A 19,278-nucleotide genomic window follows, 5' to 3' on the forward strand; every position below is an offset into this window, starting at 1 on the left:
AAACAACAACATTATGCTATTTTTCATCATACTGATATTAACATTTGGCAGTGGGTACTTTTTACCCTGGTGGGTAGTGGCAATAGCTGCCTTTTTGCCTGCATTATTTATAGGTAAAACACCGGCAAAATCGTTTTGGTCGGGATTTGGAGGTGTGTTTATTGTGTGGACGATATTGGCGCTTTTCAAAACAGTACCCAATGATAATATGCTGGCAAAGCATGTGGCAACACTTTTCCAACTCCCAAACTGGATCTTTTTGTTATTAGTGACCGCCTTAATTGGCGGTATTGTTGGTGGGATGTCAGCATTATCAGGTGTGCTGCTAAAAAGAGCATTTGCAAAAACAGAATAAATATAAAAACAAAGCCCCGGTGGTTTTGGGGCTTTGCTATAAGATGTGAAGTGGGCTACTTAAAAACCCTTAACCTTTATCCTTTCGCCTTTAACCTCTTTACAAAGCTACCAACGATGCCTTCAGCGTTTTTACAGCTTCTGAACCATTTTTGTCCATATCGAAAATCTCCTTTGAGGTTAAATCATTACCATAAAAATTGGCATTGGCGGTTTTATCAATTGCTAGGTTTGATCCGTTTATGCTGATCCCCGCAAATAAACCGCGACTGCGTGAATAGGAATAGATCTCTGCATCCAGCTTGTAATCGGTATTAGCCGAAGTGCTCCTGCCAACCGGTCCTGCAGCTGCCGAAGCATCACCGCCAACGGTAAAGTCGCCATTCTTAACTTTGGCAAGCACCCCTTTATGGCGGAACACCAAAACCAAATCGACAGATTGCACCCCAATTTGTGCGCCTATGCTGCCACCTGTTAACGTAACAAAAACAGGATCGCTCCATTTTCCATCGTCCATCTTTACCATAGCCACCCCCCTGCCGCGTTTACCGCCAACAATAAATCCAGCGTTTATTAATTTGGGGATAATAACAATACCCTGGCACTCTGATATCAGATCATGAGGAATGCTTTCATTCATCTTTCCAAAGTCCTTTATTACATTAGAAGCGCCGTGCACACGTTCTGTTTCCTTACTTCCATCGGTAAATGCTGAACCAATTATAAAAAAGATGCTCAGCATAAATGGAAGCAACACTAATTTTAGAGTTTTCATAAGTCGTTTTTATCGTAGATAATTATAAAATAATGCAAATGTTAATTTTATAACCCTAAAAGCTATGCCTTGTTTGTATAATTTCTGCAATCTTTTTATCCGGGTCTTTCAATCCTACATATAAAACAGCAGGCTTGTGCATTACGTGCGTGAAGGTATTTTACATCTGCATGCTGCTCAAATATCTCTCCTATCAACTCATCAACATCCGCATCGCCCACTAATTGGGTAAACGCCATTTGCTGCTCATCATTGTATCCGATAAGGGATAATGGAAAACTTTTTTTGTCGGCTTTTATTTCCGGTGGAAAGCGGTAAACATCGGCATACTCCTCAACATCTGCTCCGTTTATAAAAACGGGTCCGGGCTGGTTATAGGCATTATCAACTTCAAATGGGCTGTGTGTTAATAAGATCCGCGTATCAACACCTTTATTAAACGGTTTAAGCGAAATCCTGCATGGCCCAGCTCCTGTGGCAACCTTTTCGGTAAGCTTGTGGCCAAAATCATCCTGCATTTTTAACCTGATCTTTTGTGCGTAAGCTTTTGAAAGCGGTACAATTTTAAACTTGTTCATATTGTAAGAATTTTATAAAACAAAACTCCGCATAGCATCATTCCCAACAAACCCGAAACTTGCTAACCTTAATTCATTTTCAAATCATCAAATTCACAAATCATCAAATCATTATCTTTGCCCCAATGAATAAGCAGCAGGTATTTTCAATAAACAATGAGCAAGCCTTTAATGATGCTGCGTTACAGATCTTCAAGCACCAGGCCGAAAACTGCAGGGTTTATCATGATTTTATTTCGGGCTTAAATATTGATCCGGCTACAGTTCACAACATACAACAGATTCCTTTTCTACCTGTTGAGTTCTTTAAATCGCATGCAGTGATAAGTTCAAATGCTGATGCCGAAGTAACTTTTACCAGTTCTGGCACTACCGGGATGATTACCAGCAGGCATTTTGTAACTGATGTTAGCTGGTATACAGAAAGCTTCCGTGCCGCCTTTAAATTATTTTATGGCGATATTGAAGATTATACCATCCTTGCTTTGCTCCCGGCCTACCTGGAACGAGAGGGCTCATCGTTGATCTATATGGCCGATGACCTGATCAAGCAATCGAAAAACGCAGACAGCGGCTTTTATTTATATAACCATGACGAGCTATATCATCAGCTTAAAAAACAACAGGAAGCTCAAAAGCCAACCCTTTTAATAGGCGTCACCTTTGCACTGCTTGACTTTGTGGAACAGTATACCATAAACTTTCCGCAACTAATAGTGATGGAAACCGGGGGAATGAAAGGCCGCCGCAAGGAAATGATCCGCGAGGAACTGCACCAGCAATTATGCGATGGGTTTGGGGTTAAAACAATTCACTCTGAATATGGAATGACGGAACTATTATCACAAGCCTATTCAAAAGGCGAAGGCATTTTCAATTGCCCGCCATGGATGAAGATCATTACCCGAGACCCCAATGACCCGTTGGAGCTTTTACAAAACAACAAAGCTGGCGGGATAAACATTATCGACCTCGCAAATATCAATTCCTGTTCTTTTATTGCTACGCAGGATTTGGGTAAAGTTTATACTGATGGGTCATTCGAGGTTTTAGGCCGGTTTGATAATTCCGACATCAGGGGCTGTAATTTGCTGATTGCTTAAAACGTTGTCACGCCTCACCCTGTCCTCTCCAAAGGAGAGGGTTCCAAAAAAGCGCGAAGTTCAAGTCCTCTCTTTTGGAGAGGATTTAGGTGAGGCGCGTAATAAAACTTAACTTGCTACTAACATAATATTATTATTTTTGCACCGTACTAATTAAAGTATTGAAATGATCGAGAAATTTTTGAACGAAGAACAGGATCCAAAAGCAGTTGAAAAAATATACCTGCGCCTTGCCGACCTGCTTACAACCGGCGAAGAAATATTATACATTGCGGTTCAAAAAAAGCCAATAGTAAACTTGTTTCCCGATTGCGTTGCCTTAACCAATAAGCGAATTTTGTTTTTCACACCCGCCAACCTTGGCCTTACTATAAAGTTTGTTGATTTTGTTTGGAAAGATATTATTGACGTTTATACCAAAGAAGAGATAATTGGCGCTATTTTCAGTGTAAAAACTACCAACGGCGCCGAAATGGGTGTTGATTACCTGCCTAAAGTACAGGCCCGTAAATTATACCAATACGCACAGGAGCGCAAAGAATCAGAACGCGAAGCCCGCCGCTTACGTGATTTAGAAGATAAACGCGCCGAATCGGGAGCTATCCAGTTTGAAAACGCATCGCGTTTAGCATCGCAACACCCGGTTACCCCGGTTTTAGCAACGCCTGACTCGGAACCCGTTCAGGCTCCGCAGCCGGCACCAGTTGTCGCGCCTATTGTACACGAAGCTCCAAAACCTGATGAGCTTACAGAAAAACTTAAAAAGTTAAGAATGCTGTTTGACAATGGATTGATCTCGCAGGAGGAGTATAACCATAAAAAGCTGGATTTGCTGAGCGATTTATAGACCCTATAATTCATTAGAGGTTAAGTAATAGTCTATTTATTAATCCACCGCAATCAATGACCCATAGGGTCTACCCCTTTGTAGAAAAACAATCGCGGGGTTCTTTTGAGGCTGTCTCAAAAGTAAAATTATAAAAGCTTGTGCAAAATTTAATTTGGAGCATAAAAAACTCAGTGTACTCTGTGCCTTCTTCGTGCCCTTTGTGATTGAAAAATTAACCACAGAGATCACCAAGAAGGCACGGTGATCACAGAGACCAAATATTATTTTGAGCACTTTTCAGATTTATGTCTTTTGATACAGCCTCATTCAGAATTTCAGGGATTCTTTGAATAAAAGAGATTAAAGTTATTCCTGATTTAGCATATCCCTGATTCCTATATATGGCGTCAATTTCCCATCTTCGGCTTGCTGTAACGATTCTCTTACACCTTCAATAACATGTTCGGGGTAATCTTCATCATCAGCGGCAGAAATAGGTTCATTAATTTTCACAGCCTTCATTGATCAAATCATTCAGCAACAATTAAAAAATAATTTTTCTTCCCTTTTTGAGCTACTAAATATTTGCCACTTATTAAAGTATCAGGTTTGTAAATATCATCAACAGAATTGACCTTCAACTTATTGATAGCAGCGCCACCACCCTGGATCATTTTCTTTGCCTCGCCTTTTGAAGGAAAAACTGAAGTATGAGCCGCTAAAAGATCTACCACATTTATCCCCTGTTGCAATTCATTCAGGCTGATGTTAAAATTAGGCACACCTTCAAACAAAGCCAATACCTCTTCATCATTCAGCTCGCTTAAAAACTCAATACCAATATTGCCAAATAAAAACTCGGATGATTTAATGGCCTTTTCATAAGCAGCTTCACCATGTACCCTAACAGTAATATCTTTTGCCAAAGCTTTTTGCAGTACCCTTAAATGCGGGGCAGCATTCTGTTCAACTTCCAAAGCTTCTATTGTTTCTTTATCAAACAAGGTAAAGATCCTGATATAGGTTTTGGCATCAGCATCACTGGTATTTAACCAAAACTGGTAAAATTTATAAGGCGAAGTTTTTTCGGCGTCAAGCCAGATGTTGCCGCCTTCGGTTTTACCAAATTTAGTTCCGTCTGATTTTTTTATTAACTGGGTGGTAAGCGCAAAGGCTTCCCCTGCACCTTTACGGCGCACCAATTCAGTACCGGTAACTATATTACCCCATTGATCTGATCCGCCCATCTGTAAGGCACAATTATGATTTTTCCATAAATAGTAAAAATCATAACCCTGCACCAGTTGGTAGGTAAACTCTGTAAATGACATACCCGTTTCACCGTCAAGCCTTTTCTTTACAGAATCTTTGGCCATCATATAATTTACGGTGATGTGCTTGCCAACTTCGCGAATGAAATCTAAAAATGTAAACTCCTTAAACCAGTCGTAATTATTTACCATTTGAGCACTGTTGGCCCCGCAATCAAAATCTAAAAACTTTTCAAGCTGACCTTTTATACCCGCTAAGTTCAATTGCAACACATCTTCCGACAGTAAATTACGTTCCTGCGATTTACCAGATGGATCGCCAACCATACCTGTAGCGCCGCCAATCAATGCAAAAGGCTTATGCCCTGCACGCTGAAAGTGGATCATGGTCATGATCTGCGCCAGGCTGCCTACATGCAGCGAATCGGCAGTTGGGTCAAAACCTATATAACCTGATACCATGCCTTTATTTAACAGGTCCTCAGTTCCGGGCATGATATCATGCAGCATACCCCGCCAGCGTAATTCTTCAACAAAGTTCATTATGTGTTCAATTCAAAAGGGGCAAATATAATAATTGATTTCAACGATGGTTAAATGATTTCACCGATTGATTCAAGATTACACTGATTACTTATACAAGTGATTAGAAAAACCCCGTTATATCTCATAAATCTTTTTAGCATCATCAAAATCACATTTTTATTAAATCAGTGTAATCAAATCTTAAAATCGGCGGAATCCAGTTTTAAAATCAGTGAAATCATAAAAAAATTGTATTTTGGGTTTGAAGGATCAATGCAGAGGAGCTACTATGAATTTTTTATCTCATTTTTATTTTGACAGGGAATCTGATAATTGTTACCATATACTGGGAACAATACTGCCTGATCTTTTAAAAAATGCAGATAAAACAATTGTACTTCATCCCGAAAAACTGCATCACACCGATGACGCTGTAAACTCATTAATAAAAGGATGGAATAAACACCTTGAGGTTGACCGTTATTTTCATTCGGCCGATTTTTTTCTTCATCACTCGCATGAATTGAAAAAATTATTACTCCCTGCAATTGAGGGATCACCGGTAAAACCCTTCTTTTTAGGACATATTGCGCTTGAACTGATTCTGGATAATCTGTTGCTTACCACGCAAAAAATTACAGTTGATGATTTTTATGATCACCTTGATGGATGCGAGATCATGGTAATAGATGAGTTCTTAACCTTTGCAGGATTAAAAGACAATACCCGGTTCTTTAAATTTTATGAGGAATTTAAAAAACACCGCTATTTATATACTTATGCCGAAACGCAACAAATAGCCTACGCCTTAAAAAGAATTTGCATGCGGATTTGGAAAGATCCGTTTACCCCGCAGCATGAAGCGGCGATCAATAAAGTGCTGGTAAGCTATCGTGAAACTTTGATGAGTAATTATATGTCTGTTTTTGAGGAGATAGAAGGTAAATTAAAAGAGGAGTAACTTTTAATATTATAATGTAAGCAATCATTATTGATTTTATATTTGATAGTTCAAGACTTATTAATATCAAATGAAAAAAAATCTACTACTCCTGGTACTCTTTTTAACCTCCATATTTAGTTCTTGTAAGAAAGATACAGCATCGAAACCTACTATATCTATTGCAGGCAAATGGCATTGGGTTGAGCAAACCTATGATAGTTACACTAATGATAAGCTAACTTCGCACGAAGATTATACTACCATCCTTGATCCGCTTAGTTATTTTGAATTTGATGCAGATGGCACATTTATTGAAAATCCGCAAGACCGCAATACTCAGTTCAATTACGGAAAGTACCATATAACAGATAATGTACTATATATTAAAAGAGATATTGATACTGAAGAATGGCATTACACAATCAAAAAGCTCACTTCTTCGAGTTTGATAATACACAGTACAAGCGGTGAGGCTCCGTACCGTGGCGAAACTGAATATACCATGAAACGATAAGGGATTCATGCACTATCATTCTTATTGCAAAATATACAGTTGCCCATAATTCTTTACTAAAATGGAGGCTTACAAATGATATTAGGATCACAAAAATCTAAAATTCTTGTTTCTTCTATACAAAACGCTTAAAAATCAGCATTTAACATTAAAATATTCTTTTCTAAATAAAATTAATATACCTACCTTTGCAATCCCAATTAAGAAATTGGGAAAAGGAGAAAATTTATTTAATGGCAAAAAAACAGGAAGCAGAAAAAGAATTAAAAGCTAAAGAAGCTGAACTGGACACGATTACGTCGTCTGGTGAAAAAGAAACTATTGAGTCAGAAGCTGATTCAATTTCGATCGAAGAGATCAAATCAAAAATCACTGTTGCAAACGAAGATTTCGATTGGGACGCTGATGAGAAAAAGTTTGGCAATTACAGCGACACTGATCGTGAGAAATTCGAGAAAATGTATGATGGAACATTCAGTTCAATCACCAAAGGCGAAATCATCACAGGTACAGTTGTAAATGTTAACAACAAAGATGTGGTATTAAACATCGGATTTAAATCTGACGGTTTGGTATCAGTATCTGAATTCCGTGATACACCTGATCTGAAGATCGGTGACACAGTTGAAGTTTTTGTTGAGTCGCAGGAAGATGCTAACGGACAGTTAGTATTATCACGCAAACGTGCAAAAACTCAAAAATCATGGGAACGTATTAATTCTGCACTAGACAATGATGAGATCATCACTGGTTTTGTTAAGAGCAGAACTAAGGGCGGTTTGATTGTAGATATTATGGGCGTTGAAGCCTTTTTACCAGGTTCACAAATCGACATTAAACCTATCAGGGATTATGACGTTTATGTGGGTAAAACAATGGAGTTCAAAGTTGTTAAGATCAACCACGAGTTTAAAAACGTAGTGGTATCGCACAAAGTGCTGATCGAAGACGATTTAGAAAACCAAAAAACTGAAATTGTTGCCCGTCTTGAAAAAGGACAGGTACTTGAAGGAACTGTTAAAAACATTACCGACTTTGGTGTATTCATTGACCTTGGTGGTGTTGACGGTTTATTACACATTACAGATATTTCATGGGGCCGCATAGAGCATCCACGCGAAATCTTAGCATTAGATCAGAAGATCAACGTTGTTGTTCTTGATTTTGATGATGAGAAAAAACGTATCGCTTTAGGCTTAAAACAACTTACTCCACACCCTTGGCAGTCATTAGATGAAAATCTACAGATCGGCTCAAAGGTTAAAGGTAAAATTGTTACTGTTGCTGATTACGGCGCATTCCTTGAGATCATCCCTGGTGTTGAAGGCTTGATCCACGTATCAGAAATGTCATGGTCACAAAACTTACGTAACCCTCAGGAATTCCTGAAAGTTGGTGACGAAGTTGAAGCACAAGTGTTAACACTTGACCGCGACGAGCGCAAAATGAGCTTAGGTATTAAGCAATTAACACCTGATCCATGGCAAAATGCTGCTGAGCGCTACGCAGTTGGCACCCAGCACATCGCTACAGTTAAAAACATGACCAACTTTGGTGTGTTTGTTGAACTGGAAGACGGAATTGACGGATTGATCCACATCAGCGACCTTTCATGGTCTAAAAAAGTAAATCACCCTAATGAATTCACTAAAGTTGGTGAAAAATTAGACGTGATAGTTCTTGAGCTTGATGTTGAGAACCGTAAATTAAGTTTAGGCCACAAACAACTTGAAGAAAACCCTTGGGATACTTTTGAAACCATCTTCACTATTGATTCAATACATGAAGGTACCGTATTAAAAGTAACTGAAAAAGGTGCAATTGTTGCTTTACCTTACGGTGTTGAAGGCTTTGCGCCTACCAAACACCTGGTTAAAGAAGATGGCAAGAGCTTAAAAGCTGAAGAAGCTGCTGAGTTCAAGATCATTGAATTTAACAAGGAAAACAAACGCATCGTTATCTCTCACTCACGCATTTGGGAAGAAGCCCGTGCCGAGCAACGTGTTCAGGAATTTGAAACCCGTAAAAAGGAAGCAAAATCTGCAAGCAACGCTGTGAAAAAAGTGAAAGAATCAGTTGAGAAATCAACTTTAGGTGATTTGAGCGTATTAGCACAGTTGAAAGAGCAGATGGAAGGTGCTGAAAACAAAGCACGCAAAGCTACTACTACAACAAAGAAAGCTTCTGAAGAAGAAGCTGCTGAATAAGTTTTAAATAAATTTTAATTCCTTTAAGCCCCTGGTAGCAATACCGGGGGCTTTTTTTGTTAATATAAATGGCTATTATCGCAGGGCGTTGCCCTGCGCTGATGAGTTGGCCCCTTTCAGGGCCAGGAAAAGTCGAAAAGAAAACATACCAAGCCCTGAAAGGGCGAAACACGTCAGCGCAGGTCGAAGGCCTGCGATAATGAGTTGGCCCCTTTCAGGGCCAGGGAAATCGAAAAGAAAACATACCAAGCCCTGAAAGGGCGAAACACGTCAGCGCAGGTCGAAGGCCTGCGCGAGAAGATATTGAAAAGGTAAAAAACATCAACATTATGCCCGGAGAAAAAGACCTCAAAGCACTGTTAAAAACCATGAGCCCTAAGCTAAACGAAGGCGAATATGTATTTTGCACTACAACCACATTAGATGGTATCGATCCGAATGAAATAATTGGTTTATTTAAAGAAGATGAAGGCTGGACGGTGATAGTTAATAAAGACCTTGCTGATAAATTAAGCCTCAGCTACTCCTATATTGCAGCCTGGATCACACTAACAATCCATTCATCGTTAGAAGCCGTGGGGCTTACAGCAGCTTTCGCAACCGCTCTTGGAAACAAAGGAATAAGCTGTAACGTTGTAGCAGCGTTTTATCACGATCACATTTTTGTTGCCAAAAAAGATGCGGAGAAAGCGATAGAGGCGTTAACCAATCTATCAAAGGGAGTAATGTAGAGACGCAATGCTTTGCGTCTCCCACATGCTAATTATTGAATTGGTTGATTGAGATGCGAAGTTTGAGACGCGAAGCATCGCGTCTCTACAATCCGGAATGCAAATCCCCCTACTTAAACGCCGGGAAAAGCCTCCCGCCATCAAAAATACTTTTCTCGGCAACTGTTTTTTCAACATCCTGCCATTTGCGTGGCGCATCAATTGATAATACAGTACCCTCGGTTTTACCTATCAGCACATCATCTTCAATCCGTACACCTATGTTCCACCATTTTTTATCACACGGACTTCCAGCAGGGATATAAATGCCCGGCTCAACGGTAATTACCATTCCCGCTTTTAAATTACCCCCATACTCGCCTTTATCATGCACATCCAAACCTAAATGGTGCGATACGCCATGCGGATAATATTTACCTACATCTTTGGCATCTTTAATAATACCCAACTGGATCAGGCGGGAGGAAAGGATTTCGCGGGTTTTGGTTTCCAGGTCGCCGTATTTTATACCATCCTTACATAGTTTAAACACCTCTTCCTGGGCATCATAAACTATCTGGTATATGGCTTTTTGCTCTTCGGTAAATTTACCATTAGATGGAAAAGTACGGGTAACATCGGCGCTGTAACCATGGTATTCGGCGCCAACGTCCATCAGCACCAGTTGGTTGTCAACCTTTGTAGCGCTGTTTTCTTCGTAGTGCAAAATGCAGCCATTAGCTCCGGCACCTACAATTGGCGGGTACCCTTCGTCCTCGGCACCATAATGCTTATGCACATACAGCATAATACCTTCCAACTCCTGTTCACCCATTTGGGGTTTTACCGCGCGCATAGCTTCGGCGTGTGCAATGCTCGAGATCTCTACAGATTTTTTCAACAACACCAATTCTTCCGGGGTCTTAACACCACGCAGTTCAGTTGTAAATTTTTCAAAAAGCGATAAGCCCGACGGACTGGCATCAATTTTGGCTTTCACATCCATCAGCGTAGCCGAGTCGGGTTTATTAACCAGCTCCTGTATCAATGCATTATTTTTATAAGCATCCTGGCTTATGCGTGGTTTTATATAAGCTATTATCCGGTCAATATTTTTTGGGGTGCCATACCTGCTGATCAGGTTCAAATCATTCACTAACCCTTTATCAACATCCTGGATCTCGCCTTTTGTTTTAAAAGTGCTCAGCAATTCTTTAAGGCTCCCTGCCCCACCGCCGCCTACATCATCCGGCAGGTCATCATATATTATAGTTTTGATTTTTTTTAGGTCGATAGGGAATTTTGCAAACTCATCGCTGTTGTAAACCCTTTTAAAGCCAAGCTTTGTTTTCACACCGGAAACCCCAAGCCGCCTGCCTGTCCATGATTCGCGCTGCGGATCGCGGTGACGGACAAAAAATAGTTCATTGTAGCTGCTGTCGCCATCTGCCTGAACCTCTTTAAATACCAGTAAAACGGCATCCGGCTCTTTATACCCTGAAAAATAATACAGATCGGGGTTTTGGTGATAAACATAGTTAACATCTTTAGAGAAAACTCGTTCCGGGTAGGCAAAAATAACAGCTACTGAGTTTGCGGGCATCATATCCCTAAGTGCTTGCCTGCGGCCCGCATGAAATGATGGGGTCAAATAATCGGTTGGTAAGTTTTGGGGGGCGTTATCGGCCTGCGAAAAGGCCTGTACGGATGCGCAGCAAACCAAAGCCGCTGCCAAAAAGCTTTTGTTGAAAAGGTTCATAAATTAGGTCAGTTATGTTATCGGTTAAAACGTGTTCAAATTACGATTATATTTTATACAAGTATAAATTTAACTTTCAAAAAGCTTATCACCCTTTAAGGGTGAGATCTTCACTTCATATCCTTCCACCTTCCGGACTAAAACAACTAATCACTAATCACCATTTCCAACTAATTGCTAAAATCACTACCTTTGCCCAAATCCACCCTTACGATGCAAAATCTTACACTGCTCGACGGTCAAAAATTTCAAATAACATTACAGCGTTTATGTCGTCAGTTAATAGAAAATCATAATGATTTTTCTGAATCTGTGCTTATCGGGATTCAGCCCCGGGGCATTTATCTTGCTAAACGCATAGCCGAAGAACTCCGCAAAATTTTGCCCGGCAAAACAATTTTGCAAGGCGACCTTGATATTACCTTTTACCGGGACGATTTTCGCCGCCGCGACCAGCTGGTACCCAATCAAACAAAAATAGATTTCATTATAGAAGGCAAAAAAGTGATCATGATGGATGATGTACTTTGGACAGGCCGCACAATCCGCGCAGCAATGGATGCCCTGCAGGCATTTGGCCGCCCGGAAAAAATTGAGCTGCTGGCACTGGTTGATCGCCGTTATTCAAGACACATCCCTGTTGAAGCCGATTATGTAGGCATTGAAGTGGATTCCATCGCATCGCAAAAGGTTGTGGTAAGCTGGATTGAAACAGACGGAGAAGATAGAATAGTGCTTTTATCGGAAGCAAAATAAAAATCCCACCCGTGGTTTGTGTCCTCACAAACCATTGTATGCATCCGGCTGTGAGGACACAGCCGCAGGGTGTTAGGATAAACAATAAAGTTAAAACATAAATAAGAACGGAATATCCGAAATACAAAAAATGGCAGGACTCAGCACACGACATCTTTTAGGAATTAAGGACTTAAACCCGGCAGACATTCAATTAATTTTTGAAACTGCGGATAATTTTAAGACTGTTTTAAACAGGCCGATAAAAAAGGTTCCTTCCCTGCGCGATGTAACTATTGCTAATATATTTTTTGAGAACTCAACCCGTACACGCCTGTCGTTCGAGCTGGCTGAAAAACGACTTTCTGCGGATGTGGTAAACTTTGCGGCATCTTCATCATCAGTAAGCAAAGGCGAAACGCTTATAGACACAGTAAACAACATCCTGGCTATGAAGGTTGATATGGTGGTAATGCGCCACCCTTATGCCGGAGCGGGTATCTTCCTTTCAAAACACGTAAAGGCCCAGATAGTAAACGCTGGTGATGGCGCACATGAGCACCCTACCCAAGCCTTGCTTGATGCCTTCTCTATCCGTGAAAAACTGGGCGATGTAGCCGGTAAAAAAGTAGTTATTGTGGGTGATATCCTGCACTCGCGCGTGGCTTTGTCAAACATATTATGCCTTAAACACCTTGGCGCCGAGGTTATGGTTTGCGGTCCAACAACGCTGATTCCCAAATACATTGGTTCGTTAGGTGTAAAGGTTGAACACAATTTACTAAAGGCTCTTAACTGGTGCGATGTCGCCAACATGCTGCGCATCCAGCTGGAACGCCAGGATATTAAATACTTCCCATCCCTAAGGGAATACACCATGCTTTACGGCTTAAATAAACAGATTCTTGACTCACTGGATAAAGAGATTATCGTGATGCACCCAGGTCCTATTAACCGCGGCGTGGAAATCACCAGCGATGTAGCCGACAGCAAACAGTCTATTATACTTGACCAGGTAGAAAATGGCGTGGCTATCCGGATGGCTGTACTGTTTTTATTGGCCGGACAAACACCGTAAAATACATTATCGGTTACTTCTTACGTTATAGTGCGGAATTCTAAATATGAGATCAGCAATCATCATTCTTTTATTTTTTGCTATGTCAATTACCGCATCAGCCCAAACCCTGCAACAGCGAAGAGTGGATTCTGTCTTTGCGCTGGTTAAAAAATACTTTAATGAAAAGAATGCAGACGCTGTTTATAACCTTACAGGCGATGCGTTTCAAAAAGAGATCAGCATCATTGGATGGGCCGATGTAGCAGCTAAACAGCTTTTCCCGCTGGGCGAAATGAAAGAAACGGCGCTGATCAGCTTTGTAAATAACAGCATGGCTACCTATAAAACTGCATTCAATAGCGTAACACTGCAGATATTTATCAGCCTCGATCAAAAAAACAAGTTAGAGACCTTTATTTTTAAGCCATATACCGAGCCCGCTAATAATAAAACTGCGCTGGTACCCACATCTAACCCAATGCTATCCGATATGGATAAGCAGGTGGATACGGTTGCGCGCACCTATATTCAAAAAGCAAATACCGTTGGCTTATGCATAGGTATAATTAAAGATGGTAAAACCCATATCTACCAATATGGCGAAACAAAAAGAGGCAACGGTAAACTGCCCAATGCGGATAGCTTTTTCGAGATCGGCTCTATCACCAAAACCTTTACAGCAACCCTGCTGGCCTGGTATGTAAACGAAGGAAAGGTTAAATTAACCGATCCGATAACCATGTACCTCCCGGATTCTGTTGCTGTTAACCAGTCGCTTAAAGATATTACATTACAGAATTTGATTAATCATACCTCAGGACTGGTAAGTGTTCCGGATAATTTGAATGATAGTATGACAGATCCGTTTAATCCTTACAAGGATTATACAAAGCAGTTAATGTACAGCTATTTAAGAACCTGCAGACTTAACAGCAAGCCTGGCGAAAAATATGCTTACTCAAATTTGGGGGTGGGTTTGCTGGGCGTAATTCTGCAATATGTAAGCGGGAAACCATTCGAACAAATGGTTTCCGAAATAATAACCAGGCCCCTTGGCATGCTCAGCACGGCACAGTATTTAAATCCGCTGATCTCGCCGCGTTTTGTATCCGTTTACAATTCCGACGGAAACCCAACCATTGCCTGGGATTTTGACGTTCTGGCTCCCTGCGGCGCCTTAAGATCAACTGTAAACGACTTACTGCGTTATGCCAAAGCCAACATGCACCCCGGCGCTGATTCGCTTTCAAAGGCCATTGAGTTAACTCATCATATTACCTTTACTAAAGATGTAAAAATTGGCCTGGGCTGGCACGTGATCCCGGTTAACGGGATAAGCTATTACTTCCACAACGGCGGCACCTATGGCAGCAACAGTTTTTTAGCTTTTAATGCTGAAAAGAATATTGCTATTGTTGTGCTTTCAAATGCTTATGAACCTACTGACGCAGTTGCAGCAGGAATCTTGCGAAAATTGCAATAGCGTAGTTGTCTGAACCGGGATTTATAGGATTTAAGGATTTTCCTGATTTCTTATCAGCATGCAGGCATCATGGTAATCCTCAAATCAGGCGAATCATGGTTCAAAAACCAATATGCCGCAACGCATAATTAATAAAATTACCAGTCAGCCCGTAATCCTCCGTCCCTTTGCGGCGAATGAAAAAGAAATCGCGGGTTATCTTCAAACCTTCAATAGGTACTTCAACCAGGTCGCCTTCCCTTAGCTCGCGGATGATGGATGGGCGGGGCATAAAGCCGAGGCATTGATCAGCCAGCAGGAAGTTTTTCAATGCTTCTGTTCCACCCAAACGAATCTTTACGGACAGGTCTGCCGGTTTTATATGCAGGCCGGATAATGATTTTAGTAAAGCATTTAACGTTCCCGAACCACGCTCGCGCAGGGCAAGCGGCGTTTTTACAAACTGCTTTAATGTTAATGACTTCCCCGCCAGCGGACTCTTAGCCGAGCAAACCGGGATCACCTCATCACTCATAAATGGTTTGTATGATACCGTGGTCAGCTTGTTATCAACCTCAATAATGCCAATGTCCACCTCGTGGTTTAGCAGCGCATTTAAAATATACTCCGAATTCCGGTTAACCAGCTGCACATCAACATTGGCATACTCCCGCTGAAAACCGGATAATATGGACGGCAAAATATACAATGCAATGGTAGTACTGGCGCCCAGTCGCAAATGCCCGGCAGCCTGTGATAAGCTGCTCAATACTGACAGGTCATATTCCACTTTCCGTTCAATCTCGGTGGCTTGCTGCAGGTATTCATTGAGTTTTTGGCCGGCCTCGGTGAGCGAAATACTATTTCCCTTCCGCTCAAACAAAGGTACTTTATACTGATCTTCCAGCGCCTTAATATGCTTGCTGATGGCAGGCTGTGTTACAAACAATACCTGAGCCGCCTTCGAAAAACTCAAATTGGCAGCAACTTCCATAAAAACACGGTGAGCAAAGGAGATCATGGTTTCAAAGATAGTGAAACAGTATAAAAGAAAGTTATAATGATGATTTGATTATATGTATTGATCGTTGTAGAGACACAATACTTTGTGTCTCTCGCATGCAAATCACGTTGACTGGACCGTTGTCGTGTTAGCACAGTTAGACGCAAAGTATTGCGTCTCTACGGTAGTTGCGATTTTAATTTTTAAAAATACTCCAGGCTTGTTTATCTGAACAGATTCAAATGGTTTCATTTAAAATATCCATAAATAAAAATAGGGATAATCTCCCGATCATCCCTATAATTTATATTTCAATAAACTGAGTCAAAACTTAATCCAACTCAATCAACCTAATCAACTAAGCTTCTACAGCAGCCCCAATCAAATGCTTGGCAGCCAAATACTCCGCTATCTGCACGGCATTGGTAGCAGCGCCTTTGCGCAGGTTGTCTGAAACTATCCAGCAGTTCAGCGTTTTTTCCTGGCTTTCGTCGCGGCGGATGCGGCCTACAAAAACTTCGTCTTTGTCGTGCGCATCAAGCGGCATCGGGTATTTCAAATTTGCAATATCATCAACCACAACAATGCCTGGTGATTTTGCCAATAGCTCACGTACCTCGCCCAGATCAAAATCATGCAAAAACTCAATGTTTACTGATTCTGAGTGACCACCCATAACCGGGATGCGTACCGTAGTAGCAGTTACCTGGATGCTGTCATCGCCCATGATCTTTTTGGTCTCCAGGATCATTTTCATCTCCTCTTTAGTGTAACCATTTTCGGTAAACACATCAATTTGGGGGATCACGTTAAGGTCGATAGGGTAAGGATAAACCTTAGGGCCATCTATTCCCTTGCGCTCGTTAAATAATTGCTCTACGGCCTTTACACCGGTACCTGTTACAGATTGGTAGGTTGATACCACTACCCTTTTAATTTTATATTTATCGTGTAGCGGTTTTAAGGCCACTACCATTTGTATGGTTGAACAATTCGGGTTTGCTATGATCTTGTCTTCGGCAGTTAAAACATCGGCATTAACTTCGGGCACTACCAGTTTTTTGGTAGGGTCCATGCGCCATGCTGATGAATTATCAATAACGGTTGTTCCGGCTGCTGCAAAAAGCGGCGCCTGGCTTAATGATGTGCTGCCCCCTGCTGAAAATATAGCAACATCGGGCTTCTGTTTTATCGCATCCTCAACAGAAACCACCTTATACTGCTTACCCTTAAAAGTGATTTCTTTACCAACACTTTTCTCGGAAGCTACCGGAATTAATTCTGAAACGGGGAAGTTGCGTTCTTCAAGAACCTGCAACATTTTAGTGCCTACCAGCCCGGTGGCACCTACTACTGCGACTTTCATTTGTTTGTTTAAATTGTTATTAATTAAAAAATTAGCCAAAGATGCGATTTTTTTTTGACTTGATAATCCTGTTGGTCTACCTTTTTAGTGGGGATGGTTGATTGAGTTAGATTAAGTTGACTAAGTTGGATTAAGTTTTTTGCAATAATCATTTTACACGTTCAACTACTCACTTAATCAACTTAATCCAACCTAATCAACTTCTAAATTCACACAAATTTTTACCTTTGCCGTCTAACTGACAAATGTATGAGTGAAAAGATCCTGATCATTGGGGCAAACGGGCAAATTGGCACCGAGTTGGTAAAGGCGTTAAGAAATATCCACGGGGCCGAAGCCGTAATAGCTTCGGACATTAAAAGTCCGGCTTATGCCATCCGCAACAGCGGTCCGCATGAAATTGCCAATGTACTCGACAGGGACAACCTTCATCATATCTTCGATAAGCACCGCCCTACCCAGGTTTATCTGCTGGCAGCCATACTATCTGCCGTAGGCGAACAAAAACCCAAAATAGCCTGGGATCTTAACATGACTGGCCTGCTATCTGTGCTTGATTTTGCAGTTGAGTTTAAAGTAGCCAAAGTTTTCTGGCCAAGCTCTATAGCGGTTTTCGGACCGCATTCTCCACAGCATGATACACCACAGTATTGCGTAATGGACCCTAACACCGTTTATGGTTTCAGCAAACTGGCAGGCGAACGCTGGTGCGAATATTATTTTGAAAAATACGGGCTGGATGTGCGGAGCATCCGTTATCCGGGACTGATCGGCTGGCGTGCTAACCCAGGCGGCGGCACTACGGATTATGCCGTACATATATTTCACGAAGCCTTAAAAACTGGCAAATACCAAAGCTTTCTATCAGCAGGCACAGCATTGCCTATGATGTATATGGATGATGCCATAAGGGCGACCATTAACCTGATGGATGCGCCTGCTGATACACTAAGCATCCGCTCATCATACAACCTGGCAGGGATCAGCTTCACCCCTGTTCAGCTGGCAGAAGAAATTAAAAAACATATTCCTGATTTTGAAATAAGCTATGTTGACAGCGACCCGCGACAAGCAATTGCCAATAGCTGGCCAAAATCTATAGACGACAGCTATGCGCAAAAAGACTGGAGCTGGCAACTGGAATATGATTTGGCTAAGATGACGGAGGATATGCTGGTGAATTTGAAGACAATTATTTGAGATGAAGCTAAAAGCTGAAAGGTTAAAGCAGAAAGCAAAAAACCGAACGAGGCTAAAGGTTTAAAAAACAAATATTATATTCGCTAACGATAACCAATATAGGCAGATGGCCATGAACTATGAACCATCAACTATGAACTAAAAAAATGGGAAGAGCATTCGAATTCCGTAAAGAGAGAAAATTTAAGCGCTGGGCCAAAATGGCGGTGCAGTTTACCCGTTTGGGGAAAGAAATTGTAATGGCTGTAAAAGCCGGTGGTGGCGATATCAATACCAACTCGCGTTTACGTACTGCGGTACAAAACTCGAAGGCAGTAAACATGCCTAAAGATCGTGTTGAGGCCGCTATAAAACGTGCTATCAGCCGAGATGAAAAGGATTATGAAGAGTTAGTATATGAAGGCTATGCACCTTACGGTGTCGCCGTTTTAGTTGAAACTGCTACAGATAACACCAATCGTACAGTTGCCAACGTGCGCAGCTATTTCACAAAGTACGGCGGAGCTTTAGGTAAAACCGGCTCGCTTGATTTTATTTTCAGCCGTAAATCTGTTTTTACCTTTGAGCCAGGCGATCGCGATTTGGAAGAACTTGAGTTTGAACTGATTGATGCCGGCCTGGAAGACCTGTTTGTTGAAGCAGACGAAAATGGCAGTGATATTGCCGTGATCCATACTGCTTTTGAAGATTTTGGCAAGATGCAGAAAATGCTGGAAGAAATTGGCATCGAAGTAAAATCGGCCAAGCTGGAGCGTGTGCCGCAATCATTCCACGAAGTTACTGAAGAACAGGTTGTTGATATTATGAAACTGATTGACCGCTTGGAAGAGGATGATGACGTGCAGGCAGTGTATCATAATATGGCGGAGTAGGGTTGATTTCGG

The 19,278-nt window shown here is 41.3% G+C and carries 19 protein-coding genes; 12 read left to right on the forward strand and 7 right to left on the reverse strand.

The window, feature by feature from the left end:
• The first annotated feature begins 13 nt into the window (after window positions 1–13).
• Complete coding sequence (locus tag BUE31_RS16420; protein WP_073404871.1) at window positions 14–355, forward strand: hypothetical protein; 342 nt, start codon at window positions 14–16, stop codon at window positions 353–355.
• 99 nt (window positions 356–454) lie between these two features.
• Here the strand turns inward: BUE31_RS16420 and BUE31_RS16425 are convergent, their stop codons facing one another.
• Window positions 455–1,129, reverse strand: a complete 675-nt coding sequence (locus tag BUE31_RS16425; RefSeq protein WP_073404872.1) for a lipid-binding SYLF domain-containing protein — start codon at window positions 1,127–1,129, stop codon at window positions 455–457.
• 95 nt (window positions 1,130–1,224) lie between these two features.
• On the reverse strand, window positions 1,225–1,707 hold the full coding sequence (locus BUE31_RS16430) for a DUF1203 domain-containing protein (RefSeq protein ID WP_073404873.1): 483 nt from the start codon (window positions 1,705–1,707) through the stop codon (window positions 1,225–1,227).
• Between the two features lie 125 nt (window positions 1,708–1,832).
• Here BUE31_RS16430 and BUE31_RS16435 point away from each other — a divergent pair, with 125 nt between their 5' ends.
• Together BUE31_RS16435 and BUE31_RS16440 are read left to right on the forward strand one after the other, a co-directional pair.
• Entirely contained in the window at window positions 1,833–2,810 is a 978-nt protein-coding gene (locus BUE31_RS16435; RefSeq protein WP_073404874.1) for a LuxE/PaaK family acyltransferase, read from the forward strand.
• Between the two features lie 166 nt (window positions 2,811–2,976).
• Window positions 2,977–3,657 carry a PH domain-containing protein gene (locus tag BUE31_RS16440; RefSeq protein ID WP_073404875.1) on the forward strand — a complete coding sequence of 227 codons (681 nt, stop codon included), beginning with the start codon at window positions 2,977–2,979 and terminating at the stop codon, window positions 3,655–3,657.
• 348 nt (window positions 3,658–4,005) lie between these two features.
• Here BUE31_RS16440 and BUE31_RS31105 read toward each other — a convergent pair whose 3' ends face one another.
• Window positions 4,006–4,161: a hypothetical protein gene (locus tag BUE31_RS31105; protein ID WP_159440705.1), complete on the reverse strand. Its 156-nt coding sequence runs from the start codon at window positions 4,159–4,161 to the stop codon at window positions 4,006–4,008.
• A gap of 8 nt (window positions 4,162–4,169) precedes the next feature.
• Window positions 4,170–5,453: a tyrosine--tRNA ligase gene (gene tyrS, locus BUE31_RS16445; protein ID WP_073404876.1), complete on the reverse strand. Its 1,284-nt coding sequence runs from the start codon at window positions 5,451–5,453 to the stop codon at window positions 4,170–4,172.
• A gap of 271 nt (window positions 5,454–5,724) precedes the next feature.
• Between tyrS and BUE31_RS16455 the strand changes: the two genes are divergently transcribed.
• The 4 genes from BUE31_RS16455 (at window position 5,725) to BUE31_RS16470 (ending at window position 9,830) form a co-directional block, all read left to right on the forward strand.
• Window positions 5,725–6,396 (forward strand): hypothetical protein, encoded by a 672-nt coding sequence (locus tag BUE31_RS16455; protein WP_073404878.1) that lies wholly within the window; start codon window positions 5,725–5,727, stop codon window positions 6,394–6,396.
• A gap of 70 nt (window positions 6,397–6,466) precedes the next feature.
• Entirely contained in the window at window positions 6,467–6,892 is a 426-nt protein-coding gene (locus BUE31_RS16460) for a lipocalin family protein (RefSeq protein WP_073404879.1), read from the forward strand.
• Window positions 6,893–7,125: 233 nt separating this feature from the next.
• Entirely contained in the window at window positions 7,126–9,099 is a 1,974-nt protein-coding gene (gene rpsA / locus BUE31_RS16465; RefSeq protein ID WP_073404880.1) for a 30S ribosomal protein S1, read from the forward strand.
• A 329-nt stretch (window positions 9,100–9,428) separates the two neighbouring features.
• Window positions 9,429–9,830 (forward strand): ACT domain-containing protein, encoded by a 402-nt coding sequence (locus BUE31_RS16470; RefSeq protein WP_073404881.1) that lies wholly within the window; start codon window positions 9,429–9,431, stop codon window positions 9,828–9,830.
• 109 nt (window positions 9,831–9,939) lie between these two features.
• On the opposite strand, the gene BUE31_RS31325 is transcribed toward BUE31_RS16470, so the two are convergent.
• Complete coding sequence (locus tag BUE31_RS31325; protein WP_073404882.1) at window positions 9,940–11,568, reverse strand: aminopeptidase P family protein; 1,629 nt, start codon at window positions 11,566–11,568, stop codon at window positions 9,940–9,942.
• A 213-nt stretch (window positions 11,569–11,781) separates the two neighbouring features.
• On the opposite strand from BUE31_RS31325, the gene pyrR reads away from it, so the two are divergent.
• The 3 genes from pyrR to BUE31_RS16490 all read left to right on the forward strand — a co-directional run bounded on the left by pyrR (window position 11,782) and on the right by BUE31_RS16490 (window position 14,846).
• Window positions 11,782–12,324: a bifunctional pyr operon transcriptional regulator/uracil phosphoribosyltransferase PyrR gene (gene pyrR / locus BUE31_RS16480; RefSeq protein ID WP_073404883.1), complete on the forward strand. Its 543-nt coding sequence runs from the start codon at window positions 11,782–11,784 to the stop codon at window positions 12,322–12,324.
• Between the two features lie 130 nt (window positions 12,325–12,454).
• Window positions 12,455–13,381, forward strand: a complete 927-nt coding sequence (locus tag BUE31_RS16485) for an aspartate carbamoyltransferase catalytic subunit (RefSeq protein ID WP_073404884.1) — start codon at window positions 12,455–12,457, stop codon at window positions 13,379–13,381.
• A 46-nt stretch (window positions 13,382–13,427) separates the two neighbouring features.
• On the forward strand, window positions 13,428–14,846 hold the full coding sequence (locus tag BUE31_RS16490; RefSeq protein WP_083620017.1) for a serine hydrolase domain-containing protein: 1,419 nt from the start codon (window positions 13,428–13,430) through the stop codon (window positions 14,844–14,846).
• A 100-nt stretch (window positions 14,847–14,946) separates the two neighbouring features.
• Here the strand turns inward: BUE31_RS16490 and BUE31_RS16495 are convergent, their stop codons facing one another.
• Both BUE31_RS16495 and BUE31_RS16500 read right to left on the reverse strand, forming a co-directional pair.
• Window positions 14,947–15,846: a LysR family transcriptional regulator gene (locus tag BUE31_RS16495; RefSeq protein WP_073404886.1), complete on the reverse strand. Its 900-nt coding sequence runs from the start codon at window positions 15,844–15,846 to the stop codon at window positions 14,947–14,949.
• 340 nt (window positions 15,847–16,186) lie between these two features.
• Window positions 16,187–17,194 (reverse strand): aspartate-semialdehyde dehydrogenase, encoded by a 1,008-nt coding sequence (locus BUE31_RS16500; RefSeq protein ID WP_073404887.1) that lies wholly within the window; start codon window positions 17,192–17,194, stop codon window positions 16,187–16,189.
• A gap of 249 nt (window positions 17,195–17,443) precedes the next feature.
• Between BUE31_RS16500 and BUE31_RS16505 the strand changes: the two genes are divergently transcribed.
• Entirely contained in the window at window positions 17,444–18,394 is a 951-nt protein-coding gene (locus BUE31_RS16505) for an NAD-dependent epimerase/dehydratase family protein (RefSeq protein ID WP_073404888.1), read from the forward strand.
• Window positions 18,395–18,540: 146 nt separating this feature from the next.
• Window positions 18,541–19,266 (forward strand): YebC/PmpR family DNA-binding transcriptional regulator, encoded by a 726-nt coding sequence (locus tag BUE31_RS16510; protein WP_073404889.1) that lies wholly within the window; start codon window positions 18,541–18,543, stop codon window positions 19,264–19,266.
• Window positions 19,267–19,278: the final 12 nt, after the last annotated feature.

The organism is Mucilaginibacter sp. OK098 (assembly GCF_900142915.1).
Taxonomy (GTDB): domain Bacteria; phylum Bacteroidota; class Bacteroidia; order Sphingobacteriales; family Sphingobacteriaceae; genus Mucilaginibacter.